The following is a 25,369-nucleotide window of genomic DNA, read 5'->3' on the forward strand; positions in this document are numbered from 1 at the left end:
CCAACACAGCAACCTGCTTCTCTCAGTAACGGAGGGTGTCACATGGCTATTACCTGGATTCTGGTTGCCAACGCCAGCCTGGCAAAACTGTATGCGAACCTCGGCCCGAACAAGGGCCTCAAGCTGGTCAAGGAGCTGATCCACCCTGAAAGCAGGCAGAAAAATGCCGAGCTTGCAAGCGACCGCACAGGAAGTACCGGCGGAAACGGCGGTCCGATGGAACCGCACTCGATTCCCAAGCAGCATGAAGCGAAGGTGTTCGCGCAGGAAATTGCCACCGCGCTCTATAACGGCCGGGCGAGCAACGCCTTCAAGCGTGCAATCATCGTCGCCCCGCCTGCCTTCATGGGAATGTTGAATAACTCCCTCGATGCACCCACTGCGCAACTGGTCAGTGATCGTTTCGAGAAGGACTATACCAAGGCACCCGAGTCGGAACTCGCCAGCCGACTATCAAAAGCCATTTTTCTTTGATTCTTCGAGCGTCTCCTGACCGGGGACGATGGTGAGGGCTCGTCCCCACCGAAGAGCCGCGGGGCGCTTTGCGCCCCGCAATTTCGTTCACCGCACGGAAAATGCATGGCGGCCCCTGCCCCGAACAGATGCGAGGCGGCGATAATGCAGGCCTGTCTCCTTCGCCTGCCCGCATATGTCCTCATACCCCCATGTCCTGTTCGACCTCGATGGCACCCTGATCGACTCCGCACCAGCGATCGTTGCCAGTTTTCGCGATGCCTTTGCCTGCGCTGGCCTGACCCCGACGGTCGCAATCGACAGCAACATCATCGGCCCGCCCCTGCTCGAAACGCTCGAACTTCTGAGCGGCAGCCAGGACCCGGCGCTGACCGCCACCCTCGCCGAACACTTCAAGGCCAGCTACGACACCACGGGCCTGCTGCAAACTGCGGCTTACGACGGAATCGGCGAGATGCTGGCGCAGCTGAACACAGCCGGACGCTCGCTCTCGATCGCCACCAACAAACGCATTCACCCTACGCGGCTGATCCTCGATCATCTGGGCTGGACCACCTATTTTGACGCAGTCTATGCACTGGACCTGTTCCAGCCCCGACTCGCCAACAAGGCTGCGATGATCGGGCGTCTGCTCGCAGACCGAAGCATTCCGGTATCCGCTGCGGTCTACATCGGAGATCGTGCGGAAGACGGCGAATCGGCCGATGCAAACAATCTTCCCTTCATTGCCACAACCTGGGGATACGGGAGTCTGGAGCGAGACGAGCTGTCACCGCACTGGCGCGCAGCCGCAACGCCTGCAGACCTGTTGAAGCTGCTTCTGGACTGATCGAACGGGCGGCAGGCAGTGATTGCAGGTTCGCTGCCTGGCTCCGCAGCAGACCGTCGGCCGGCGGCAGGGTGCCGCAGACCAGGCTCCATGGCTGTGCTCAGGCCGTCAAGGCAGCGAGCATCACGACGACCTGCGCCGCGATACCCTCACCGCGCCCGGTAAAGCCGAGCTTCTCGGTGGTCTTGCCCTTGATGTTCACAGCCGTGGCGTCCATTTCAAGGTCGGCCGCAATGTTACCGACCATGGCCGGTGCATGCGGCAGAATCTTCGGGGCCTTGCAGATCACCGTCGCATCGACGTTCACAACGCCCCAGCCAGCCTCTTTAACCCGTTCGAAAGCCGTCCGCAGCAGCACCCGGCTGTCAGCCCCCGCGTGCGCGGGGTCGGTATCCGGAAACAGGCGGCCGATGTCGCCAAGCCCCGCTGCGCCAAGCAAGGCGTCGGTCAGGGCATGCAGAAGCACGTCGGCGTCCGAATGCCCGAGCAGGCCGCGCTCATGGGGGATGGTGACGCCGCCAACAACCAGCGGGCGCCCGGCGACGAGCGCATGTACGTCGAAGCCCTGTCCGATCCGAAACGGAATATTCATCAGTTCATGCCTTCACGGTTGTTCAGAATCCATTCGGCCAGATGCAGGTCGAGCGGATAGGTCACCTTAAGGTTGGTGGCATCGCCCTCGATGAGTCGCGGTCGCAGCCCCGCGGCCTCAATTGCACTGGCCTCGTCGGTCACGTTTCTGGCGCCTTCCAGCGCACGGCGCAGCATGATGTAGCGAAACATCTGCGGTGTCTGCGCCTGCCACAGGCTGTCGCGCGGGACGGTCGCCGCAACTTGCCGGTGCTCATCTGCGCGCTTGAGCGTATCCGCAACCTGCACCCCCAGCAGACCACCAACCTCGTCATGGGCGAGTTCGCGCACGAGCTTGTCGATGTGCCAGGGCGCGAGGCAGGGACGCGCCGCGTCGTGCACCAGCACCCAGTCGCCGGCAGACGCCTCACCCGCAATTGCCCGCAAGCCGGCGAGCACGGTATCCGCACGTGTTGGGCCGCCGCAGAAAAGCGGAACCAGCTTGGGTTCGAGATCACGCCAGTCGTAGCGCGCCCATTCGGCATCGCCGACCGAGAGAATGACGAAGACCTTGTCGATCTCGGGCGCCGCACACAAGGTGGCCAGCGCATGGCGGATCATCGGCTGACCCAGCAACGGGAGATACTGCTTGGGGCGGTCGGATGCCATGCGCGCACCGCTGCCGGCGGCCGGGACGATGGCGAAATGCTTGGGGTGAGAGGTCTGCATGGCGCGGATTCTAACTGCAGCGCACGATTCCGCCATAACGCGTAATCGACTAGAGTGATTGCCGAGTCCGCATCAGGCATTTACCTGACACCATCGAGCATCGTGAACGATGCTTTACTGAAGGAAGGCACGCATGCCATTCAATGCGTCAATTCCGGTCGATCCGGCACAAATCGAGACTTTCCTGACGGCAATCGGCATCGGCTTGCTGATCGGGCTCGAACGCGAGCGCGTTCCATCCGCTCGCGCAGGGCTACGCACCTTTGGTCTGGTCGCCCTGCTCGGAGCCCTCGCCGGGCTGCTCAGCCAGCACCTGCAGAGCATTGCACCCTTCGCTGTGGGAATGGCAGTGATCGGGGCGATGATCATTGCCGCATACCTGCGCCACCCCGATCCGAACGACCCAGGCACGACCTCGGTCGCCGCCCTGATGGTCTGCTACTGCCTCGGAACGGCGGTGTGGCTGGGCTTTGCGAAAATTGCCGTCATGCTGGCCGTTGGTACCACCGTACTGCTCTATTTCAAGACTCAGCTACGCGGCATCGCAACCCGGCTCGGACCACGCGACTGGATCTCAATCCTGCAGTTCAGCGTCCTGTCGCTCGTCATTCTTCCCATCCTGCCCAACGAAGAGTTCGGCCCCTACGGCGCCCTCAACCCTTACCAGATCTGGTGGATGGTCGTACTGATCTCGGGGGTGAGCCTTGCAGGCTACGCCGCCCTGCAGCTCGTCGGCGCGAAGCATGGTGCTGCATTTGTGGGCATCTTCGGGGGGCTGGCCTCAAGCACGGCCACCACCATGGTGTATGCACGCAATGCGCGCGCATCCGACGGACTGTCTTCGATGGCGGCCCTCGTCATCGTGCTCGCCAACCTCGTCATGGTCGTGCGCGTCACGGTGGTGGCAGCGGTCGTTGCACCTGGTGTGTTGCCCGCCCTGTTTCATGTGGTGATACCTGCACTGAGCCTTGGCGGCGTAGCGCTGCTGGTGAGCTGGCGACAACTGAGCAATGGCGGACATGCGGTCCTGCCCGAGACCAGCAACCCGACCGAGTTGCGCACCGCACTCGGGTTTGGTGCGCTGTATGCGGTTGTTCTCTTTTGCGCCGCGTGGCTGTCCGACTACGCCGGCACCCGTGGTCTGTACGTCCTGGCGATCGTGACCGGCTTCACCGACATCGATGCCATCGCATTGTCGAGCCTGCGCCTGTTTGCCCTCGACAAGCTCGCTCTGGAGCCGGCTGCAATTGCAATCGGTCTCGGCATGATTGCAAACCTCAGCTTCAAGGCCGGCATGGCAGCCGTGATTGGCGGACAGTCGCTCGGACGAAAGGTGTTCGCGGGGATGGGTTCGGTCGCCCTCGGGCTCGCGCTGGGAATTGGCTGGCACGCGCTGGGTCTATAATCAGAACAGAACCAGCGCAAGGGGAAGGTCTGTTCATGGCGATTGCTTCGATACGCCCGGCTGCCGTTGCCGGTCAGTTTTACCCAGCCGACGAGCGCGTTTTGCGCATGCAGTTGAGCGAACTGCTGGCCTCAGCCGTTCCGCTCGAACAGGTGGCGCCACCGAAGGCGATCATCGTTCCGCATGCAGGGTATGTCTATTCGGGCCCGGTCGCTGCCGCCGCCTATGGGGCCTTGCTTCCCTTGCGCAGTCAGATCCGGCGCGTGGTCATGCTGGGCCCGACGCACCGCATGGCAGTAAATGGATTTGCCTTGCCTGCAGCGCAGGCATTCGAGACCCCTTTGGGCAGGGTTGCAATCGATCGTGAGGGCTGGACTGCCCTTCAGCAGCGCCCGGACCTGATCGTCGATGATCGGCCCCATGCGTATGAACACTGTCTGGAGGTGCAACTGCCGTTTCTGCAGACCGTGCTGGAGCGCTTCACCCTGCTGCCGGTGCTGGTCGGCGACGCCTCAACCGATGCCGTCGCCGCGCTCATCGAGTCGGTGTGGGGCGGGCCGGAAACCCTGATCGTGATCAGTTCGGACCTGTCGCACTTCCACCCTTACCAGCAGGCGCAGTGTCAGGACCGCGAAACCGTTGATCGGATCCTTGCCATGCGCAGTGGTCTCGGTCACGAACAAGCCTGTGGTGCGACGCCGGTCAATGGCCTGCTGCGAACGGCAGCGCGCCATGGACTCGTTCCTCACCTGCTGGACATCCGAAACTCCGGCGATACGGCGGGCGACCGCAACCGTGTCGTCGGCTACGCCAGTATCGCCTTCTGTGACCCGGTGCCCCATGCAAGCAAACAACACTGAACAGGACGATCCCGGTCCACGCCTGCTCGCCCGCGCGCGTCAGGCCATTGGCCACCACCTTGGCCTCGCCCCCGAGCCGGCCGACGATGCCCGACTCGCCCAGCGCGGCGCATGCTTTGTCACGCTCACCATCGATGGCGCTTTGCGCGGCTGTATTGGCAGCATCCGCCCGCAGCGAACCCTGGCCGACGACGTCACCACCAATGCCGTGGCGGCGGCCAGTCGTGACCCGCGCTTCCCACCGCTGACGGCAGACGAGTTTGCACAGGTACGGATCGAAGTCTCCCTGCTGTCCTCGCCGGATTTCGTCGAGTTCACCGACGAAGCTGATCTGCTGCGCCAGATCACGCCGCACGAAGACGGTCTCATTCTGTTTGCCGGATGCCGCAGCGCAACCTTCCTGCCTCAGGTATGGGAGCAGTTGCCGCAGCCCGAGCATTTTCTTGCCGCCCTGAAACAGAAAGCCGGGATGGATCCCGACCGACCTGTCACTGGCATGATGGCGGCCCGCTTCAGCGTCAGGAAATGGGAGGAGACTTCCCGGGAGGCATGATGAACCATGCGGCGCAGTACTGGCATCGGCTTGCGGATGGGCGAATCCAGTGCGATCTTTGTCCGCGATACTGCAAACTCCACGAGAATCAGCGCGGAGCCTGCTTCGTGCGCATGCGCGAAGCTGACGCCATGGTGCTGACGACCTATGGCCGAAGCTCCGGATTCTGCATCGATCCGATCGAGAAGAAACCGCTGAATCATTTCTACCCGGGCAGCAGCGTGTTCTCGTTCGGCACCGCGGGCTGCAATCTCGCCTGCAAGTTCTGCCAGAACTGGGACATCTCCAAATCGCGTGACATGGATCGCCTGATGGACGCAGCCTCGCCCGACGAGATCGCTGCGACGGCGGCAGCGCACGGATGCACGAGCGTCGCGTTCACCTACAATGATCCGGTGATCTTTGCCGAGTATGCGATCGACGTGGCAGCGGCCTGTCATCGACGCGACATTCGAACCGTTGCGGTCACCGCCGGATACATTACCGAGCTGGCGCGCGGAGATTTCTTCTCCTGCATGGACGCGGCGAACGTCGACCTGAAGGCCTTCACCGACGATTTCTATGTGCAGTTGTGCGGCGCCCACCTTCAGCCCGTACTCGACACCCTGGTCTGGTTGCATCATGAAACCCAGGTATGGGTCGAACTGACCACCCTGCTGATTCCCGGACGCAACGACAGCGACGCTGAGATCAAGGCGATGTCGCGCTGGGTGCACGACGAAATGGGCGCCGAAGTACCGCTGCACTTCACCGCTTTTCATCCCGACTTCAAACTGGATGACCTGCCCCCAACCCCGCCGCAGACGCTGACGAGGGCGCGCCAACTGGCACTGGACGCCGGCCTGAAGCACGTCTACACCGGCAACGTGCACGACCTGGAAGGGGGGCGCACACGCTGTACGCAGTGCAACGAAGTCCTGATCGAGCGTGACTGGTACGACATCCTGGCGTACCGACTCACCAGCAAGGGCGAGTGCCCAAGCTGTCATGCGCCGCTTGCTGGCCGCTTCGGCGAATTCGCCGGCACCTTTGGCCCACGACGGATCAGCGTGCCGATTCATCGCCAGCCAGCCTGACACGCGCCAGCCGTGGCGGTTGCGACCCCCCTCGACGCTGTGAGATGCTGTGCCAGGCGCCCCGGCTTATTACTTCAGGTCGATACAAATTGAAGCTGCGAACCACCCCGATCAGCATTCCAGCAGAAAGCATCTGGCTTGACGGCACGCTTTCGCACGCACCGGACGTGCGCGGGCTCGTGCTGATCCTGCAGCCGGGAGCAAATCCGATCGTTCACAAACGCCAGACCCTGATCGCCGGCGTTGTTCAGGACGCTGGGTTCGCCACGCTCTCGCTCGACCTGATGACCCGCCATGAGGAATTGCACGACCAGGACGCCAGCTTCAACGTCACCCGGCTTGCTGAGCGACTGCTCGCTGCCAACGACTGGATCGAACACCAGCCACCGCTCGAAGCGCTGCCCATCGGCTTGCTTGCATTCGGCACGGCGAGCGCCGCAATCGTGCGTGCCGCTGCCAAGAAACCTGATCGCTTCGGCGTGCTTGCCTGTCTTGCAGGGCGCCCAGATCTTGCGGGTGCGGGCCCGCTACGCAGCCTCCGGGCACCGACCCTGTTCATTGTCGGACGTGAAGACCCCGGTACTGCGATACTGCGTCAGGCCTTCGACATGATTCCAGGCGACCACGAGTGGCGGGCGGCGAACGGCGGCGAGATCGAACACCTTTCCCCGGAAAACCTGAGGCAAAGCGCTGGCTTTGTGGCGGACTGGATGCTCAGAAAGATGCCGCCGAGGCAGGACCAGGTTCCAGACGAGTTCGAGTTCGACCTGCCCGAAGACCACGCGTTGCCGCCTGAAGAGACCTGAAGAGCGCGACACTGCGCCGTGGCATGCGCGAGCCCGACTTAGCCTCAAACCGGTCACCGGTCACGGACACTGTCACGTGCCGGCGTTTGCGGCTTTTCGCGAGGTGCAACGCCGTCTAGAATTGAAGGGGTCGTTCGAGCAGCGCTTACGCAAATGATGACATCCGGTGTCACTTCATCGATCACCGCCTATACACCTTCGGCTCAAGGCAACGCCGGGAGTCGTCGCGCCCCCGATGAAGCTGCATTAAGCGAAGCCGATCAACAAGCGCTGACTCAGCTCGAAGCGCGTGACAAGCAGGTTCGCGCACACGAACAGGCGCATGTCTCGGCTGGCGGCGAACTGATTACCTCCCGCGCCAGCTTCACTTACCAGGTGGGGCCCGATAGCAAGCGCTACGCAGTCGCGGGCGAGGTCGGTATCGACACCTCGCCGGGCAGCACGCCCGAAGAAACCCTCGAACGAGCAGCAAGAATTCGCGCAGCAGCGCTGGCGCCCGCCGATCCCTCCGCGCAGGACCGTCAGGTCGCAGCACAGGCGGACCGCATGGCGACCGAAGCGCGCCAGGAACTCAATGCCCAGGACAACGTGGAGCCGACCCGCGCTGACCGGCGCGAGACTGCACTGGCACGCCTCGTTTCACAGGTCAGTGCGACCCCGTCGGAGCAGTCGCAGATCGACACCTACGCCTGAGATCACCGGCTGACGGCCCGATCGGAGGTCAGGGATGAGTGGTTCGCCTATAATTGGCCGCTTTCCTGCTGCAAGAACGCCTCCGCGACGCCCCATGCCCTCCTCCATCGACAAGCTGCTGCCCACCGTTTCCGCCCTTGCATTGCCCAAGACCGGTAGACGGATTGACCTGCCCCAACTGAGCGGGTCGGCCGACGCGCTCGTGATTGCGCAGCTGGCAGGCCGCGGGCGGATGATCGCAGTGGTTACCGCCAACCCGATCGATGCCCAGCGCCTTCAGGACGAGATCGCATGGCTCGCACCCGGACTGCGCCTGCACCTGCTTCCGGACTGGGAAACCCTGCCCTACGACAGTTTTTCGCCCCACCAGGACCTGATCTCCGAGCGCCTGTCCACGCTGTATGCGATCACCCGCAGCGAGGCCGACGTGGTCCTGGTGCCGGCGAGCACCGCACTCTATCGCATGGCGCCACCGGCCTTTCTTGCGGCCTATACCTTCTTTCTTAAGCAGGGCGAACAACTGGACGTCGAACAACTGCGCATGCAGATGGCCGTCGCCGGCTATGCGCATGTGACCCAGGTCGTCAGCCCGGGCGAGTTCTCGGTACGCGGCGGACTGGTTGACCTCTACCCGATGGGCTCCCCCCTGCCCTACCGGATCGACCTCTTCGACGACGAAGTCGAAAGCATCAAGACCTTCGATCCCGACACCCAGCGCACGGTCTACCCGGTCAAGGAGATTCGCCTGTTGCCAGCGCGGGAGTTTCCGCTCGACGACAAGGGTCGCAGCCGCTTTCGTGGTCAGTTCCGCGAAACCTTCGAGGGCGACCCGACGCGAGCAACGATCTACAAGGATGTCTCCAACGGCATCGCGCCGGCAGGTATCGAGTATTACCTTCCGCTGTTCTTCGAAGAAGTTGCCACACTGTTCGACTACTTGCCCGCCGATACACCGGTACTGCTGCATCGCGACGTGCCGGGTGCGATTGCCGAGTTCTGGCGCGATACGCGCTCACGCTACGATCTGCTCAAGGGCGATCGCACGCGCCCGGTGATGGCGCCCGAAGCGCTGTTTCTGAGCGACGAAGCCTTCTTCATCGCCCTGAAGGACCACCCACGGCTGGTCCTTGGCAGCAGCAGCGAGAGCGCCGGCACGCCTGCCGCCCTGCCCCTTCCCGACATCGCGGTGGAGCGCAAGGCGAGCGACCCGCTGCACAAGCTCAAGGCCTTCTGCGCCGCATTCGACGGTCGGGTGCTGCTGCTCGCGGACTCGCCCGGTCGGCGCGAAACCATGGCCGAGTATCTCGCTGAATATGGCGTCAAGCCCGAAGCCAGTGCCGATTTCGACGGTTTCGCCGAGTCCGGAGAGGTGATTGCGCTCGGCACGGCACCACTGGGCGCGGGCTTCATCCTGCCCGAAGCCAGGCTCGCCATCATTACCGAAACCGAGCTGTACGCCGCGACTGCCCGCACCCGTGCCCGTCGCGACAACCGCAAGGCCGCAACGATGGAGGGCTGGCTGCGCGATCTGTCGGAACTCAAGATCGGCGACCCGGTAGTGCACGTTTCGCACGGTATCGGGCGCTACCTTGGCCTGATTCACATGAATCTCGGTGAAGGGGATACCGAGTTTCTGCATCTCGAATACAACGGTGGCGACAAGCTCTACGTACCCGTATCGCAACTGCACGTCATCACGCGCTATGCGGGCGCTGACCCGGAGAATCTCGACCTCCACCGGCTCGGCTCGGGGCAATGGGAGAAGGCCAAGAAGAAGGCTGCGATGCAGGTGCGCGATACCGCTGCCGAACTGCTCTCGCTCTACGCCCAGCGTGCTGCCCGACCGGGGCACCGCTTCGACTTCAAGCAACATGATCTGGAGGCCTTCGCCGAGGCCTTCGGGTTCGAAACCACCCCCGACCAGCAGGCGGCCATCGACGCCGTGGTAACCGACATGAAGTCGGGCCGGCCGATGGATCGCCTGGTGTGCGGCGACGTCGGCTTCGGCAAGACCGAAGTCGCGCTGCGTGCGGCGTTTATCGCGGTCGCTGACGGCAAACAGGTGGTGGTGCTGTGCCCGACCACCCTGCTCGCCGAACAGCACTACCAGACCTTTGCCGACCGCTTCGCCGACTGGCCAATCAAGATTGCCGAACTGTCGCGTTTCAAGTCGGCCAAGGAGCAGACCGAGGCACTGCTTCAGCTCGGCGAGGGCAAGGTCGACATCATCATTGGCACGCACCGCCTGTTGCAGAAGGACGTGGTGTTCAAACGCCTCGGCCTGGTAATCATCGACGAAGAGCACCGCTTTGGTGTGCGTCAGAAGGAGGCCCTCAAGCAGTTGCGCAGCGAGGTCGACATCCTCACCCTCACCGCCACCCCGATTCCGCGTACGCTGGGCCTTGCGATGGAGGGGCTGCGCGAATTCTCGGTGATCGCAACCGCGCCGCAGAAGCGCCTGGCGATCAAGACTTTCGTGCAGCGCTGGAGCAAGGGCATCGTGCGCGAGGCGGTGTTGCGCGAGTTCAAACGCGGCGGCCAGGTCTACTTCCTGCACAACGAAGTCGACACCATCGAGAACATGCGCAACGACCTCGCCGAGCTGCTGCCCGAGGCCCGCATCGTGGTCGGGCACGGACAGCTGCCGGAGCGCGAACTCGAGCGCGTGATGCGCGACTTCACCCAGCAGCGAGCCAACCTGCTGTTGTGCACCACCATTATCGAAACCGGCATCAACATCCCGACCGCCAACACCATCATCATGAATCGCGCCGACCGCTTCGGTCTGGCGCAGCTTCACCAGCTGCGTGGCCGAGTCGGCCGCAGCCACCATCAGGCCTACGCTTACCTGCTGACCGATGCCAACGCCAAGCCGTCGGCTCAGGCGCAGAAACGCCTCGAAGCCATCGCGATGATGGACGAGCTGGGCTCGGGTTTCTATCTGGCGATGCACGACCTCGAGATCCGGGGCGCAGGTGAGGTACTGGGAGAACATCAGTCCGGCGAAATCCAGCAGATCGGCTTCAGTCTCTACACCGAGATGCTCAAGCATGCAGTCCGGGATCTTCAGGCCGGCAAGGAGCCCGACCTCAGTCAGCCCCTGGAAGTGGTTTCCGAGATCAACCTGCACACGCCCGCCCTGCTCCCCACCGAATATTGCCCTGATGTTCAGGAACGCCTGACGCTATACAAGCGCCTGGCCAACTGCGAGGCCGAAGAAGAGCTGCGCGATCTGCAGGAAGAACTCATTGACCGCTTCGGCGAACTCCCGCCGCAGACCCTCGCGCTCCTCGAAACCCACCGCATGCGCCTTCTGCTCAAGCCCTGGGACGTGCAGAAGCTCGACGCATCCGACGCACAGATCAGCATCCAGTTCGGCAAGGCTGCGCCCATCGATCCGGTCAAGGTCATTTTCCTGATCCAGAAGGATCGCAGCACGAAAATGGCCGGGCCGGACAAACTCATCCGCCGCGTCAGCCTCCCCGACCTCAAACAGAGAGTAAAAGCCGTACGTGAGTTGCTGAACGCGGTGAAAGCTTGAGTTTGGGCCAGTCACCATCAATCCGGCGTCCCTTCGCGTACATCCGGATCCTGGTCTTCTGTCTTGCGCTTCTGCCGGCACTTGTGCTGGCGCAGGCTGGCGAACCCGTTGCCCTTGCCGTTCTTGTCGATCCAGATGGAACGGAAACGATCGAGCGCATCAGCGCGCCAGCGCGTGCGCACGAGTTTATCGAGGTCACGAACGGGTTTTCCGCTGGCTACACACGCAAGGTGCATTGGTTCCGCTTCACGCTCGGCGCTTCAGCGCATGACAACGCGCCGATCTGGCTGGTCGCTCACCCCCCCTATCTCGACGACCTGCGACTGTTCGTCCCCGACTCGAGCCGTCCGAATGGATTCGAGGTACGACGCGCGGGTGACCACCTCCCATTTTCCGCACGGGAGATTCCATACCGGGGATTCGTATTCACCCTCCGACCGAATCACGAACAGAGTCAGACCTACTACATGCGTCTGGAGACCAGCAGCACGTCGGTGCTGAGCCTGACGAGATGGTCGCCCAAGGATTTCCAGGACTCGGCAACCCTTGAATACGGCTTGTTCGGACTGTTCTACGGCGTGATCGTCATGATCATACTGATCAATCTCTGGCCCAGTCTGTGGCGAACCGAGGCCCTGTTCCGCTATTACCTGATCTACCTCGGGACGACGGTGCTGAACCTCCTGAGCACAAACGGTTTCGTCGGGCAATACCTGCTCCCCGAAATGCCCTTGCTTGAAAACGCCTGGACTTCAGTCAGCACCCTGCTGCTGCTTGCGAGCGCAGCGCGCTTCTACCAACTGGTGCTTGAAGTCACGGACAAGAACCCGGCTCTCCACATCTTCTACCGCTTCATGTGGTGGTTTTCCTTGCTCTGCATTCCGGTAGCCCTCCTGGGCTACTACACGGAAGCGGTTCGCATTGCCATGGCGTTCGCCGTCGTGCTTACGCTCATCAGCCTCTGTCGAAGCCTCGCGCTTGTTCACACCCGCCGCGCTGGCGCAACCTTCGTTGCGCTGGCCTGCGCATCGGGCCTGTTCGGCAGCCTGGCCGGCGTTCTCACGCTGCTTGGCATCCTGCCGGGCAACTTCTGGCTGCGCCATGGCTTTCAGACTGGGACGCTGGGTACGGTGCTGGCCTTTCATCTTGCGTTGAGTGCGCGCTTCCGGATTCAGGAGCAAGAACACCGCAACGCACTCGACCGCGCGGCAAGAGCCGAATTCCGCGCCGAACAGGCGCACAGTGCAAGAACCCAGCAACAGCAGTTCATGGCAATGCTGTCGCATGAACTGCGCACACCGCTGGCGATGATCCAGGGCGCCGCGCATGGACTCAAGCTCCTCGATGCCACCGCAAATCCGGAGACGTCCAAGCGTCACGGCCGGATTCAGCGCGGCATCGACAGGATCACCGACATGCTCAACCAGTTGCTCACCAGTGACCGGGTCGACGATGAGGGCCTGGTCGCGCAAATCGAGGAGGCGGACCTGACTGAGGCCTGCGGGCAGGTAGTCAGCGGCATCGAATCGCAGCAGCGTGTGCAGTTCAACGCCGACTTTGCCATCCGGGCGCGGGTAGACATCGCGCTTTTCCAGATCGTGGTCGGCAATCTGCTTGATAACGCACTCAAGTACTCACCAGCGGGGAGTCCGGTCGCCTTGTCCGTCGTCGAATCGGAAAACGCCGTGCATGTTCGCGTCGACGACCACGGAAAGGGCGTTCCGGAAGAATTGGTGCAAAGCCTGTTTCTCCGATATATTCGAGGCTCCTCTCAGGGAGATATTCCGGGCACCGGCCTCGGGCTCTACATCGTGCGCAAGATCGCACATCTCCACGGCGGCGAGGTTTCCCTTGAACGCAATGCACACGGTGGCTGCTGTTTTCGGGTGACATTTCCGCGCCAACCGGTTGCCGACTCTCCAAACCCATGAATATCGTCATCGTCGAAGACAACAACGACCTGCTGGACGATCTCTTGTTCGGGCTTGAGCATGCCGGTTTCAACGCACGCGGGGTGACTAGTGCAACGGCGCTGGACGACTTGATCGGTGGAGGCGCGTTTATTCCAGATTTATTGATTCTGGATATCGGCCTGCCAGGTGAGGACGGTCATTCCATTGCCTGCCGAATGCGCGCAGACCAGGCGGCACTCGGAATCATCATGCTCACCGCTCGCAGCGATACGCGTGAAAAGCTGAAAGCACTCGATGGCGGTGCCGATCACTATCTGGTCAAACCGGTGAGCATCGATGAACTGGTTGCAGTCATACGGGCACTCGGACGTCGCATTCCCGCCGCGGACCTGCTAAGCGAGCAATGGCAGCTGAATTGTCGCCAATACAGCGTCATCGCACCGTCTGGCGAACAAATGGAACTGACGGCCCTTGAAATGACGCTGATGCGTGCATTGGCCGAGCAGCAGGGTGGGCCTGTAAGCCGCCGTTCGATTGTTTCCGCAATGGGGCACGAATGGCTGGACTACGACCAGCGCCGACTGGACACGCTGATCAGTCGCCTGCGCCGCCGTTGGCTGGAGAAAACCGGTTTTCGGCTGCCACTCGAAACCGAACGGGGAGAAGGCTATCGGTTCAGCGCGCCTGTCGTGTTGATCGCCTGAAAAGCACTCGGTCGCGGGCCGGAAGTGCGACAGTCTCATTAGCACTGACTAATTCAATAGTCGTAATGCCGAGCAACCCGTCGTTTTTTTGCAAACGACCGTGAGTTTTTACCGTTTTCTGGCGTCTTGCCTGGCAATTGTCAGGAAATGTAAGTTTCAGCAATCCGATAGCACCTAGCATCCGGGGCAGCTAGAAGCCACCGGACTGCCAATGACTCGCCTCGCCGCCGTAACCGCACTGAAGAAATGGGTAACGCCCCAACTCCTCCATGGTTTCAACCGCAGCCTGCCCGTGCTGGTTGCGCTCGCTCTGACCCTCACTCTGATCCCTCAGGCACGTGCTCAAGCCCCGGCCCAGGCCGACCGGGACGCAGCTGCCCGTCAGGCTGAGATCCTCCAGCGTCAGGACGAACTCAGACGACGTCAGGAGCTTGAGCGCCAGATTCCGCCTGATCGCAGTGGTGGCGGCATCGATACGCGCGGGCTGATGCCGCCGGTGGACGCCTCGGGCGCAGGCCTTACTTGCCGGGAGATCAACAAGATCTCCATCTCGGGCGCACCCAATCTGAGCACCTCGACGAGGGAACGGATCGAGTCAGAGTTCTCCGGTCGTTGTCTCGGCGTTTCAGAGATCGAGCAAATCCTTGCGCTCATCACTCAGGACTACATTTTCCGCGGTTTTGTCACCACCCGTGCCTATCTACCTCAGCAGGACCTCAGCACAGGTCAACTCGAGATCCTCGTCATCGAAGGCGTCATCGAGAAAATTCTGCTGGAGGATGGCGCAGAGGGCAGCGTCAGGGCATCCAACGCCTTCCCGGTCTCGGCTGGGGAGTTGCTGAACCTGCGCGACATCGAGCAGGGCATGGAGCAGATCAACCGCCTTGCGTCCAACAACGCCGTGATGGACATCCGTCCGGGAGATGCACCTGGCGGCAGCGTCGTCGCTGTCCGCAATGAACCGTCCACACCGTTTCACGCCTCGCTGTCGTACGACAACCAGGGCTCGAAGTCCACGGGTGACGAACAATACGGCGTCAGCCTCAGCGCCGACCGCCTGTTCGGACTGAACGAATTTTTGTTGTTCTCCCACCGTCAGTCCGCGCCCCACGATGAAGATCGCAAGCTGTCGGAGAGCAACAGCCTGACCTTCGTTCTGCCGCTTGGATACTCGACCTTCACCTTCACCAAGAGCGAATCGCGCTACGTCAGCCTGGTCAATGCCCCGAGCGGGCTCGACCTGCAAACCAGTGGTACCAGCGAGAGCGATATCTGGCGTCTGGATCGTACGGTCTACCGCGACCAGAGCAGCCGCGTCGGCCTCGCAGGCACTCTCACCATGAAGTCGTCGAAGAACTACCTTGAGGGGCTTTTGCTCGGTGTCAGCAGCAGACGTCTCTCGATCTTCGATCTCGACGGCACGCTCACGACCGGTTTCCTCGGCGGTTCGCTGACACTCGAACTCGGTTACGCCAGAGGCCTCGATTTTGCTGGCGCGCTCAAGGATGGTCCGAATCTTCCGCGCGAAGCACCGCGTGCGCAGTTCGAGAAGTACAAGTACGGGTACTACTTCAGCCGCCCTTTCCAGGTCGGCGGCCTTGATCTTGCATTTACCAGCCAGCTGACCGGGCAGATCGCAAAAGACACCCTCTACGGCTCGGAGCAGCTGCTGATCGGCGGCATCTACACCGTGCGTGGCTTCGTTAACAACACGCTGTCGGGTGATCACGGCTACTACGTGCGTAATGAGCTCTCACTGCGCCGCACTTTCAGCATGAACGGCACGGCAATGCCGATGCGCTTCTACATGGCGCTAGACCAAGGCGAAGTCAGCAACCGGGTTGCTGGCATTCCGCAGGGCCTTCTGCAAGGCGGCGCCGTCGGGGTGACCATGTCCATCAAGGGCGGAAGCCTGGATGTCTTTACCGCCTACCCGATCGACATGCCTGATTTCCTGAAGGCCGAAGAGCCCCAGACCTGGGTTCGCCTCAGCTACTCGCTATAAGAGACAAACTGCCATGAACGGACACGCCACAATGAACCGCGCCTTTCGTCTGATCTGGAGCACCGCCAGAGGCGCTTATGTCGTTGCCCCGGAAAGCGCCAAGGGACACGCAAAGAGCAGTTGCTCCCCCTCCAGCCGCGCAATGCTGGTCGCGGCCATCGGCTCGGGCCTGTTTGGCGTGTCTTCCTTTGCCTTTGCACAGGTCAATGCAGCCACCACCGTGGTGCCGACCGGTGGAAACACGAACGCCTATATCGCGCCCAACGGCGTCCCGGTCGTCAATATCAACACCGCGAACGCTGCCGGACTGTCTCACAACAAGTACACCCGTTACGACGTCGAGTCAGTTGGCCTCGTGCTCAACAATGGCAACACGTCCGAGATCGCGCGCCAGTCGCAGCTCGCCGGCCAGGTCATGGCCAACGTAAACCTCGCGGCCGAAGCCCGCGTCATCCTCAACGAAGTGGTGTCGACCCGGCGCAGCACGCTCGCCGGCTTCACCGAAGTCCTCGGCGGGAAGGCCGACGTGATCGTCGCCAACCCCAACGGGATTACCTGTTCGGGTTGCGGCTTCATCAATACCGACCGCGCCACGCTCACCACCGGCATGCCCGGCTTCAATGCCGACGGCAGTCTTTCCCATTTCACCGTGACCCGCGGCGATATCCTGATCAACGGTGCCGGACTCAATGCGAGCGCACAGCAAACGCTGGACCTCGTAACCCGTTCGATCAGGATCGACAGCCAGATCAACACGGCTGCCGACGGCTCGATCGGGGTCACGACCGGCACCAACAAGTGGAGCTACGCAAGCCGTTCAGTCACGGGAACAGCAACCGGAGAAGGCGCCGCACCCGAATACGCGATCGACTCCAGCGCCCTGGGCGGCATGTACGCGGGCCGCATCCGGCTGATCGCGACCGAGGCTGGCGTAGGCGTGCGCATGCTCGGCGAAGCCGCAGCAACGGTTGACGATTTCACCCTGACCAGTGCCGGAAAGATCGAGATTCAGTCGACGATCAGCGCGGCCCGCGACAACAGCATTGCGTCCTCCGCAGCAAGCGGAACCGACGATGTTCTGCTCAACGGCAGCGGCGCGAAGCTCTCGGCGGGCAACGACCTCGCCATCACCGCAACGGCCGGACAGGTCCGCCTGGCAGAAGGCGAGCTGTTCGCATCCAGCGACCTGAGTGTCGATGCTGCAACGATGAGCGATGCATCCACGGGCAAGGTGCGCTTTGCCGGCAAGGATTCGAGCGTCAACCTCAGTGGTGCAGCGAGCGCAAACGGATCGGTCTGGGGCGCGGGTGGCGATCTCGAGATCACCGCCGCAGACATTCAGACCAGCAACGGCGCCCGGCTCTACAGCGGCGCCAATAGTGCAGCGACAAGCCGCAGTCTGAGCATCCAGGCCACGAGCGGCGATATCGACCTCGCCGATACCGAAGTCCTGAGCACCGATGATGTGACATTGACCGCGAGCAACGGTGAGGTTGCACTTTCAGCCAGCACTGACGTTCAGGCTGCCGACGAGCTCTCGGTCACTGCGATCATGGTCGTCAATAGTGGCGATGTCGCGGCGGGTGGTGATATCGAGGTGATTGCCCAAGGCGGTGGTTTCATCAACAGCGGTCGTGTTGAGTCTGGCGGCGACCTTGGCGTGGGCGACGCTACGCGTGCCACCGATCTGTTCAACCAGTCAGGCGGCGAACTGCTTGGCAAGACGCTTTCAGTGAACGCGGGCACCGTTGGAAATGACGGTACGGTACAGGCAGTCGATCGCAGCACGGTTGTCGCCAACCGCTTCATCAATAGCGCCGGGTCGAGCTTCATCGCTTCAACGACCTCGGCCGTTTCCGGCGTCGGTGACTTCAATGTCAGTAGCACTTTCGACAACCAGGGACTGGTCCAGTCCGCCGGCGCACTCGACATTCAGGCGGGCTCCACGCTCACCAACAGTGGTCAGATACTGGCGCTCCGGACCGGCAATGGAGGCAGTAACGGGGACCTCGACCTCAATGCGTGGTCCATCGACAACAGCGGCACCATCGACGGGGGCGGCCTGCTGAACGCAACGGCAACGGCCACTACCGGAACGAGCTTTACCAACAGTGGTGCATTGCAGGCGGGCGGTGCGATGCACCTCGACGTCGGTAACGCGTTTCAGCAACTTGCGGCAGGCAAGATCATCGCTGACAGCACGCTCAATATCGGCTCAGCCACAACCAGCTTCCTGCTCACTAACGCAGGGCGTCTCCAGTCCGCTGCACTGCTGACAATTGGCGGCGTCGGCCATCTGGTCAACCTGAACAACCTTGCCGGTGGCAACGTCCTGAGCCAGGCTTCACTTGCTCTCACCGCGGGCTCCATCAGCAACGCAGGTACGATCCAGGCCGCCACCGGCAGCACGGTGAATGCGACGAGCTTCACCAACAGTGGCAGCGCGTCGCGCCTCATTGTTTCAACGGCAGCCAATGCAGACGGCAGCCTTGCGGTCAGCGGCGCAATCGACAACCAGGGCACGATCCAGTCCGCAGGCGGCCTGAACGTGGTGGCCACGGCAGCGATCGCCAACAGCGGCACAGTCAAGACGACTGGACTGAACGACACCCTTGCCCTGCAGGGCAACACCCTGAACAACACCGGGTTCATCGACAGCGCAGATCTCGCCACGCTCACCGCAACCCGGACGGCAGGAGATGTGCTGACCAACAGTGGTCAGGTTCGCAGTACCGACACCCTGACGATCGTCAGTGGGGATGGCGTGTCGAACGTGGCGGGTGGCACCATGATCGGCGACGGCGCGGTCGACCTGACCGCCCTTGTCCTTACCAATGCAGGTCGCATTCAGTCCGGCACAGCCATGACGCTGGGTCGTGGCAGCCGTGTCGAAACGCTCGACAATTCGGCCTCAGGCGTCCTTTTCGCCGGCTCGACGATGAACATCCTCGCCGGATGGATCTCAAACCAGGGCAAGATCTATGGGAGCAGTGGCACGACGCTCACCGCATCGTCCCTGACCAACGGCAGTGCCAGCAACAGCAGCGCCCTGCTGTTTGGTGCGATGAACTCCGGTGCCAGCCAGATGACTGTCAGTGGCAGCGTCAGCAACTATGGCGCCATTCACTCGAACGACACGCTTTCCGTTGCAGCCGCAGGGGTGACAAACCAGCGCACCGGCGGGATCTCGTCTCTCGCGTCCTTGAATGTGAGCGCGACAAGCGGCAACTCAATCGACAACTACGGCGCCTTCTATGCCGGCACTGCGCTCGCGCTAAGTGCCACCGGCGGCACGATCCGGAACCGACCCGATGGTGCAACGATGGATAGCGGCGGCAGCATCACTACCACCAGCGCCAGCTTCATCAACAATGCGGCGATCGTGGCACTCGGCGACATCACTATCACGGCGACCTCATCGTTCACCAACGAAACGACGCTGGATAGCGGGGTCTCAATCAGCAAGCAGCTTGGCTCGACGATTACCAGCAGCAGTGGGAGCTGGAACAAGATCGCAAACGAAGGCAGCCTCGACAATGGCATGAACGCCTGGCTACTGGATCAGACAATCACGCGTAACGAAGAGCTTGTAGGCATCACCGAGGCGGAACTGTCAGCTAAGACAAAAGCACAGATCATTGGCAGCGGTGCGGGCTCGACGCTAAGCATCAATTACGGCGGAAGCGGCCATAACTACATTGCAGTGCTGTCGGCTCCCACGATCAATGTTTCCGGCAGCGGCACCTTCACCAACGAGGACCTCACCCTCTACACGCTCGAACACACACGTCGCATCATCCGCATTGAGGACGAAAGTATCGGTGACGACGACTTTGTTGTCTGGGCACGCACCGACTCCAGCCGCAGCGGCTATAACGGCGACAACGGCAGTATCGATGACGACGGCAACAACTGGGACAACTGGAGCCCAGGCTGGGGATGGACGCGTACGCGCCATGTCGAATCGGGCTCATACCCGAGCGCACTGACGAATGAAGGCCTTGAACTTGCCCTTTCTGGTGCTCAGTTCGCCGGTGCAAGCACACGCACGACATTCGGCGCCGGCATCTTCGCTACCAGCTTCAACTTCAGTGGTGGAACGCTGAATAACGTGGGGTCGCCCTACCCCGCCTCGCCCGAACATGCAAAGCAGAGCGGTACCCAGTCTGACTCGGTCACTGGCCTGAATCCCGGCGCGGGGACAAGCAGCACAGCAATGGGCGTTACCGGTACCACCGCCACAGCAGGAACCGCGGCCGGTGCCGTGGTGGCTGGCAGCACCCTGGCCTTTGGCGGAGTGAACATCACTTTGCCCAGCAATCCGAATGGCTATTTCGTTGTTTCCAGGGATCCGAACTCCAGATACCTGGTTGAGACCAACCCCCTGTTTGCCGTCGGCTCCAACTTCGTTGGCTCCGATTACCTGCAGAATCGCTATGGGTACAACCCCGACACCGTTCTTAAACGCCTTGGCGACTCGAATTACGAAGCCTATCTGATTCGCCAGCAACTTATTGCAGAGACGGGCAGCAATGTTCTGAAGGGCTATGGCGACGAAGCGGCACAGATGCAGCAACTGATGGATCAAGCCGTGGATCAGGGCGCAGCGCTCGGGCTTGTTTACGGTCAGGCGCTGACCCCCACGCAGATCGCCAACCTTCAGGAAGACATCGTATGGATGGAGGAGGTTGAGGTTGGCGGGCAGAAGGTACTCGCTCCACGGGTGTACCTGTCACAGAGCTCGCGCGACATGATCGCAGGTGGCGCGGTCATATCGGCCGATGACGTTACGATTGCCGGCGATGCGCTTAACAATACCGGAGGCACAATTCAGGGGGCGAACACCCTGACCGTGACGACGACCGGCGATATCACCAATACCAGCGGCACGATCCGCGGGGGCGACGTCAGTCTCACGTCAACCGAAGGCAACATCACCAACAGAACACTGGTCGAGGGCGCCGGTGACGATATCAACTACTCCACTACGATCGGGCGCACCGGGGGCATTGAAGCCACCGGCAACCTCGACATGTCAGCCAACAAGGACATCAGCGTCATTGGCGCCGACGTCAGGGCGGGTGGTGACGCCAGTCTGGAGGCTGGTGGCGACATCACTTTCGATACCATTGTCGATAAGACCACGAGGACCACGAGCGAATCGACAAACTTCGGCCCCCTCTACGGCTCGTCGACAACCACAACCGAGACAACCGAAACCAACACCGGCTCCAATCTTCAGACGGGCGGCAACCTCAAGCTCAACAGTGGCGGCGACACCACGATTGCGGGCTCGAATGCCGATGTCGGCGGCGATCTCGATGTCGATACTGGTGGTGACTTCAATGTGATTGCCCGCCAGGACAAGGTCACAACAAAAACCGTAACCGAGACATCCGGCGTCGGCGTCGGTGGAGGCGTCTGGGGCACGGAAAAGACCACGACGGACAGCTTCAAAGGCACCAACGTAGGTTCGACGCTGAATGTCGGCGGCAATGCCGACATCGATGCGAAGAACGAGATGACCATTCAGGGATCGGATGTCGCGATCGGCGGTGATGCGAACATCACCGCGACCAAGGGCATCAATATTCTCGACGGACTGGACGAGGAACGCACGACCACGGTTACCGAAACCACGACCTTCCTCAAGACTGGCAGTTCGGGTGAGAGCGATTCGGGCAGCAAGTCGGCATCTGCATCTGAAAGCGCGTCCGGACGCGCCAGCGCCGACGCGAGCGCGAATGCCAACGCAGAAGCGTCCGGCTCAGCCGATCTCAAGTTTGCGGAAACCACGGTCAGTACGACAAATGCGGGCTCCAACACCAGCGTTGCTTCCAGCCTGACGGTCGGTGGAAACCTCAATGCAAGCACCGAGGGCACACTCAGGGTGCAGGGATCGAACGTCGAGTCGGGCGGCGACATGAACCTCGAAGCCGAGAACGTCGAAGTTCTCGCCGGGCGCAACGAGACCTGGAGTAACACGGAGACGACCCGGACCTCGGTGGGCATCTACAACGACGGCGAGTCTTCGGCAGGTGCCAACGCGGAAGCGCAGGCAAGAGCCGGCACAACCGGAACCAACGCCAGTGCGGGTGCTGACGCTTCGGCCGAGGCCAGCGGTACGACGACGATTGGCGCGCGCACCGAAAACGAGAAGACAACCGAATATACGCTGAGGAACACCGGCTCGACACTCAAGTCAGGCGGCAGCATGAACATCACCGCAGGCCAGGATGCGACCTTCGTCGGTGCCGAAGTCGAGTCCGGCGGTGACATGAACATCGAGGCGACGAACATCGTCAATCGGGCAGCACAGGATATCGAGGAGCGCACCTCCTCGAAGACGACGCAGACTGCGGGCGTGTATGTCGGCGCGGATGCGAAGGCCGAGGCGAAGGCAGGCACCGAGGCCAACCCGACACGGCTGAGCAACAGCGCGGCAGGCACGGCAGAGGCCGGCGCCGGTGCGGAAGCAAACGTGAGCACCGGACTGCGTTACAACAGGGAAGAGGAATCCAGTGCTGAGGGTTCTGTCACCCAGGTCACGTCGAGCTTCAAGTCCGGCGGCAACATCACCCGGACCGCGAAGGACACCATCGTCGATCAGGGGACGCAGATCGAAGCGGCCGGAAACATTGATCAATCCGCCCGCGAGATCCGTGAAATCGCGGCCGAGGACAGCAGTTACTCCCGTTCGAGCAGTTCCAGCCATGACGCCCGGATCGGCGTCGGTGCGGGTGCTTCGGCCGAGGCCGGGGCCAGTGCAAACTCAAAGGGTGAATCCGAAACAGAATCTGGTGCAGGCGCCGGCGCAGGTTTCCGCGCCAGCTATACCGGCGCTTCTGAAGGCGAGAGTGAGGCCAGCACCACGGCAGTCACCACGCGCTACAAATCCGGCGGCAGCATTACGTCCAAGTCGGAAGAGAAGACGACCCTGATCGGCACCCAGTTCGAATCCGGAGGCGACATCAACCTCGAGGCGGGCTCTCTCGACTACCAGGCGGCGAAGGACACCACGACCAGCAGCAGCAACTCGCAGGACATCTCCGCCGAGCTCAAGGTCGATGTCGTCGGTAAGGCGGGCGGCAGCCTCGATGCCGAATACGGGATGGAGAAGGAAGGTGAGAAGACAAGCACGGCACGTGCAGGTGGCATGACCGCGGGCGGCAGCATCAACATCAAGACCAAGGGCGACGCCAGCTTCGAGGGGACTCAGCTTGAAGCTGGAAATGCCGTCGGCGTGGATGCAGGGGGCAATGTCGACTTCAAGGCCGCACGCGACACGACCGAGTCGTCGAGCCAGGCCGCAAACGCCAGTCTTTCCCTGAGTTCCGAAAAGGGTGGCGACAAGGCAATGGGCCTGGGCGGTGGCTATGAACAGGAGAACGGTAACAGCAGCACAGCGCAAGTCGGGTCGATCAAGGCTGGCAGCGGTGGCATCAGCATCTCGGCAGGCAAGGACGCCAACTTCGAAGGTACGGCGCTCAAGTCCGAAGGCGACACGGGTATCGCTGCGGGCGGCGACGTCAACCTGCGGGCCGCCAAGAACACCGAAACAACGACGTCCTTTGGCGTTCAGGCTGAAATCGGGTCGACCTCGGGTAGCGAAGGCAAGGAGAAAACCGGCGCCATTGGCGGCAACGTCGGCTACGCAGACAAGGTCGAGTCGACCGGCACGTCGATCGGCTCGGGCGGTACGGTGACGATCAAGGGTAACAACGTCATCAACCAGGAGGCCGACATCAAGGCAGAGGGCGGCACGCAGATCATCGGCAACGAAATTAAGCAGAAGGCCGAGAGTCGCGATATCGCCATCGGTATCGAGGCAGGTTACGAGACGTCGAGCGAGTCAAAGACACCGGAAAAGAAGACCGGTTCGAAGACGACAGACGACATCCCTGACAGCAGAGCCAAGACAGCCGCCGATGACAAGCCTCGAAGCAAAACGACTGACGATCTTCCTGCAGCATCGACCGACACCGGAAAGTCGGCAGAGGACAAGGCTGCCGAACGGCGGGCGACGATCGACCAGCTGAAAGCCGACAAGCTGAAGCTGGACAAGGCCATGGAGCCCAAAGCGGCGCCAGCGGAAACACCTGCGAAGTAAGCATGAGGTGCGACGGATGTGAAACGGCGTTCGTCGCACCACAGTCGCTGGCTCGCTGCCTGAATCGCAAAGCGGGTTAGACTTGCATGAGCTCAACTGCGTCATGATCTCATGCTCATAAACTGCACTGCCTATCAGCACGGCCGCAAGCTGGCCGACCTTCCGGTCAGCGATATCACCTCCTACCTGAACAAGCAGGACTGCTTCGTCTGGGTGGCGCTCAAGGATGCAACGCCTGACGAGATGGCGCAGATGAAGGCAGCTTTCGGTCTGCATGAACTCGCAGTGGAAGACGCAAATCACGGTCACCAACGCCCGAAGGTCGAGGAATACGACGATGAGGTGTTCGCGGTCATGCACCTGGTCGAAGAACACGAGGGAAAGCTCGTCGTCGGCGAAGTGCATACCTTCGTCGGGCGCAACTACATCCTTTCGGTGCGCAACCGCAGCCAGCAGAACTTTCTTGGCGTGCGTGCACGCTGTGAACGTGAACCAAAAATGCTGGTCAAGGGGCCGGGCTATGTGCTGTATGCGCTGATGGATGCGGTGGTCGATCGCTATTTTCCGCTCATCGAAAAGCTCGAAACCGATCTCGAGGCGATGGAGGAGCGGATCTTCACCAAGGGCGCTGCGCCTACCAACATCCGGCGTCTGTATCGCCTCAAGCGCAAGGTCACCCTGCTCAAGCACGCCGTCACGCCCCTGATGGAAGCGGCCGGCAAACTGCACAGCGGCCGTGTCCCGGAGGTGTGCAGCAACAGCCGCCACTACTTCCGCGACGTGTACGACCACCTTACCCGCCTCAATGCTTCGCTCGACAGCATTCGCGACACCATTGGCACGGCCATCCAGGTGAACCTGTCGATGGTCACCATCGACCAGACCGAGGTCAGCAAGCGTCTTGCGGCCTGGGCCGGTATCTTCGCCGTGGCAACCGCACTCGCCGGCATCTGGGGGATGAACTTCACCCACATGCCCGAACTTCAGTGGGAATACGGCTACCCCGCCGCACTGATCGCGATCGTGTTCGCATCGGCTGTTCTGTACTGGCAATTCAAGCGGGCAAAGTGGTTGTAGGGTCCTTGAGGCGCCGCCTTGCGA

16 protein-coding genes are annotated in these 25,369 nt (G+C 61.7%); 14 read left to right on the forward strand and 2 right to left on the reverse strand.

From position 1 onward, the window contains the following. Positions 1-42: 42 nt before the first annotated feature. Together CEW87_RS17335 and CEW87_RS17340 are read left to right on the forward strand one after the other, a co-directional pair. Positions 43-474, forward strand: a complete 432-nt coding sequence (locus tag CEW87_RS17335) for a host attachment protein (RefSeq protein WP_108974998.1) — start codon at positions 43-45, stop codon at positions 472-474. 175 nt (positions 475-649) lie between these two features. Continuing rightward, positions 650-1,303, forward strand: a complete 654-nt coding sequence (locus tag CEW87_RS17340) for an HAD family hydrolase (RefSeq protein ID WP_108975000.1) — start codon at positions 650-652, stop codon at positions 1,301-1,303. 100 nt (positions 1,304-1,403) lie between these two features. On the opposite strand, the gene ispF is transcribed toward CEW87_RS17340, so the two are convergent. After that, a complete protein-coding gene (ispF, locus tag CEW87_RS17345; RefSeq protein ID WP_108975002.1) occupies positions 1,404-1,895 on the reverse strand; it encodes a 2-C-methyl-D-erythritol 2,4-cyclodiphosphate synthase in 492 nt (163 codons plus the stop codon). Continuing rightward, on the reverse strand, positions 1,895-2,602 hold the full coding sequence (gene ispD / locus CEW87_RS17350; protein WP_199917044.1) for a 2-C-methyl-D-erythritol 4-phosphate cytidylyltransferase: 708 nt from the start codon (positions 2,600-2,602) through the stop codon (positions 1,895-1,897). Before ispD ends, ispF begins: the two co-directional genes overlap by 1 nt. A 133-nt stretch (positions 2,603-2,735) precedes the next feature. Here ispD and CEW87_RS17355 point away from each other — a divergent pair, with 133 nt between their 5' ends. The 12 genes from CEW87_RS17355 to corA all read left to right on the forward strand — a co-directional run bounded on the left by CEW87_RS17355 (position 2,736) and on the right by corA (position 25,345). Continuing rightward, positions 2,736-4,007 carry an MgtC/SapB family protein gene (locus tag CEW87_RS17355; protein ID WP_108975004.1) on the forward strand — a complete coding sequence of 424 codons (1,272 nt, stop codon included), beginning with the start codon at positions 2,736-2,738 and terminating at the stop codon, positions 4,005-4,007. A gap of 35 nt (positions 4,008-4,042) precedes the next feature. Next, the gene (amrB, locus tag CEW87_RS17360) at positions 4,043-4,867 is read left to right on the forward strand and encodes an AmmeMemoRadiSam system protein B (protein ID WP_108975006.1); all 825 of its coding nucleotides are present in this window, start codon (positions 4,043-4,045) and stop codon (positions 4,865-4,867) included. Next, positions 4,848-5,420 carry an AmmeMemoRadiSam system protein A gene (gene amrA, locus CEW87_RS17365; protein ID WP_108975008.1) on the forward strand — a complete coding sequence of 191 codons (573 nt, stop codon included), beginning with the start codon at positions 4,848-4,850 and terminating at the stop codon, positions 5,418-5,420. Before amrB ends, amrA begins: the two co-directional genes overlap by 20 nt. Further along, on the forward strand, positions 5,420-6,496 hold the full coding sequence (gene amrS, locus CEW87_RS17370; RefSeq protein WP_108977326.1) for an AmmeMemoRadiSam system radical SAM enzyme: 1,077 nt from the start codon (positions 5,420-5,422) through the stop codon (positions 6,494-6,496). Before amrA ends, amrS begins: the two co-directional genes overlap by 1 nt. 89 nt (positions 6,497-6,585) lie before the next feature. After that, positions 6,586-7,302, forward strand: coding sequence for an alpha/beta hydrolase (locus tag CEW87_RS17375; protein WP_108975009.1), 717 nt, complete (start codon positions 6,586-6,588; stop codon positions 7,300-7,302). 153 nt (positions 7,303-7,455) lie between these two features. Continuing rightward, a complete protein-coding gene (locus tag CEW87_RS17380; protein ID WP_108975011.1) occupies positions 7,456-7,995 on the forward strand; it encodes a putative metalloprotease CJM1_0395 family protein in 540 nt (179 codons plus the stop codon). Between the two features lie 94 nt (positions 7,996-8,089). Further along, positions 8,090-11,536: a transcription-repair coupling factor gene (mfd, locus tag CEW87_RS17385; RefSeq protein ID WP_108975013.1), complete on the forward strand. Its 3,447-nt coding sequence runs from the start codon at positions 8,090-8,092 to the stop codon at positions 11,534-11,536. Beyond that, positions 11,533-13,467 carry a sensor histidine kinase gene (locus tag CEW87_RS17390; RefSeq protein WP_108975015.1) on the forward strand — a complete coding sequence of 645 codons (1,935 nt, stop codon included), beginning with the start codon at positions 11,533-11,535 and terminating at the stop codon, positions 13,465-13,467. Before mfd ends, CEW87_RS17390 begins: the two co-directional genes overlap by 4 nt. Further along, the gene (locus CEW87_RS17395; protein ID WP_108975017.1) at positions 13,464-14,153 is read left to right on the forward strand and encodes a response regulator transcription factor; all 690 of its coding nucleotides are present in this window, start codon (positions 13,464-13,466) and stop codon (positions 14,151-14,153) included. Before CEW87_RS17390 ends, CEW87_RS17395 begins: the two co-directional genes overlap by 4 nt. Before the next feature lie 211 nt (positions 14,154-14,364). Next, a complete protein-coding gene (locus CEW87_RS17400; RefSeq protein ID WP_108975019.1) occupies positions 14,365-16,158 on the forward strand; it encodes a ShlB/FhaC/HecB family hemolysin secretion/activation protein in 1,794 nt (597 codons plus the stop codon). Positions 16,159-16,189: 31 nt separating this feature from the next. Further along, on the forward strand, positions 16,190-24,268 hold the full coding sequence (locus CEW87_RS17405; RefSeq protein ID WP_159098200.1) for a hemagglutinin repeat-containing protein: 8,079 nt from the start codon (positions 16,190-16,192) through the stop codon (positions 24,266-24,268). A gap of 111 nt (positions 24,269-24,379) precedes the next feature. Beyond that, complete coding sequence (corA, locus tag CEW87_RS17410; RefSeq protein ID WP_108975023.1) at positions 24,380-25,345, forward strand: magnesium/cobalt transporter CorA; 966 nt, start codon at positions 24,380-24,382, stop codon at positions 25,343-25,345. Positions 25,346-25,369: the final 24 nt, after the last annotated feature.

Origin of the sequence: Parazoarcus communis, assembly GCF_003111665.1 — a bacterium.
GTDB classification, from domain to species: Bacteria; Pseudomonadota; Gammaproteobacteria; order Burkholderiales; family Rhodocyclaceae; genus Parazoarcus; species Parazoarcus communis_B.

Bases quoted from the DNA above. Each gene is read 5' to 3' on its own strand.
- CEW87_RS17335 (WP_108974998.1), top strand. From the start codon at position 43: ATGGCTATTACCTGGATTCTGGTTGCCAACGCCAGCCTGGCAAAACTG.
- CEW87_RS17340 (WP_108975000.1), top strand. From the start codon at position 650: ATGTCCTCATACCCCCATGTCCTGTTCGACCTCGATGGCACCCTGATC.
- ispF (WP_108975002.1), bottom strand. From the start codon at position 1,895: ATGAATATTCCGTTTCGGATCGGACAGGGCTTCGACGTACATGCGCTC.
- ispD (WP_199917044.1), bottom strand. From the start codon at position 2,602: ATGCAGACCTCTCACCCCAAGCATTTCGCCATCGTCCCGGCCGCCGGC.
- CEW87_RS17355 (WP_108975004.1), top strand. From the start codon at position 2,736: ATGCCATTCAATGCGTCAATTCCGGTCGATCCGGCACAAATCGAGACT.
- amrB (WP_108975006.1), top strand. From the start codon at position 4,043: ATGGCGATTGCTTCGATACGCCCGGCTGCCGTTGCCGGTCAGTTTTAC.
- amrA (WP_108975008.1), top strand. From the start codon at position 4,848: ATGCAAGCAAACAACACTGAACAGGACGATCCCGGTCCACGCCTGCTC.
- amrS (WP_108977326.1), top strand. From the start codon at position 5,420: ATGAACCATGCGGCGCAGTACTGGCATCGGCTTGCGGATGGGCGAATC.
- CEW87_RS17380 (WP_108975011.1), top strand. From the start codon at position 7,456: ATGATGACATCCGGTGTCACTTCATCGATCACCGCCTATACACCTTCG.
- mfd (WP_108975013.1), top strand. From the start codon at position 8,090: ATGCCCTCCTCCATCGACAAGCTGCTGCCCACCGTTTCCGCCCTTGCA.
- CEW87_RS17395 (WP_108975017.1), top strand. From the start codon at position 13,464: ATGAATATCGTCATCGTCGAAGACAACAACGACCTGCTGGACGATCTC.
- CEW87_RS17400 (WP_108975019.1), top strand. From the start codon at position 14,365: ATGACTCGCCTCGCCGCCGTAACCGCACTGAAGAAATGGGTAACGCCC.
- CEW87_RS17405 (WP_159098200.1), top strand. From the start codon at position 16,190: ATGAACCGCGCCTTTCGTCTGATCTGGAGCACCGCCAGAGGCGCTTAT.
- corA (WP_108975023.1), top strand. From the start codon at position 24,380: ATGCTCATAAACTGCACTGCCTATCAGCACGGCCGCAAGCTGGCCGAC.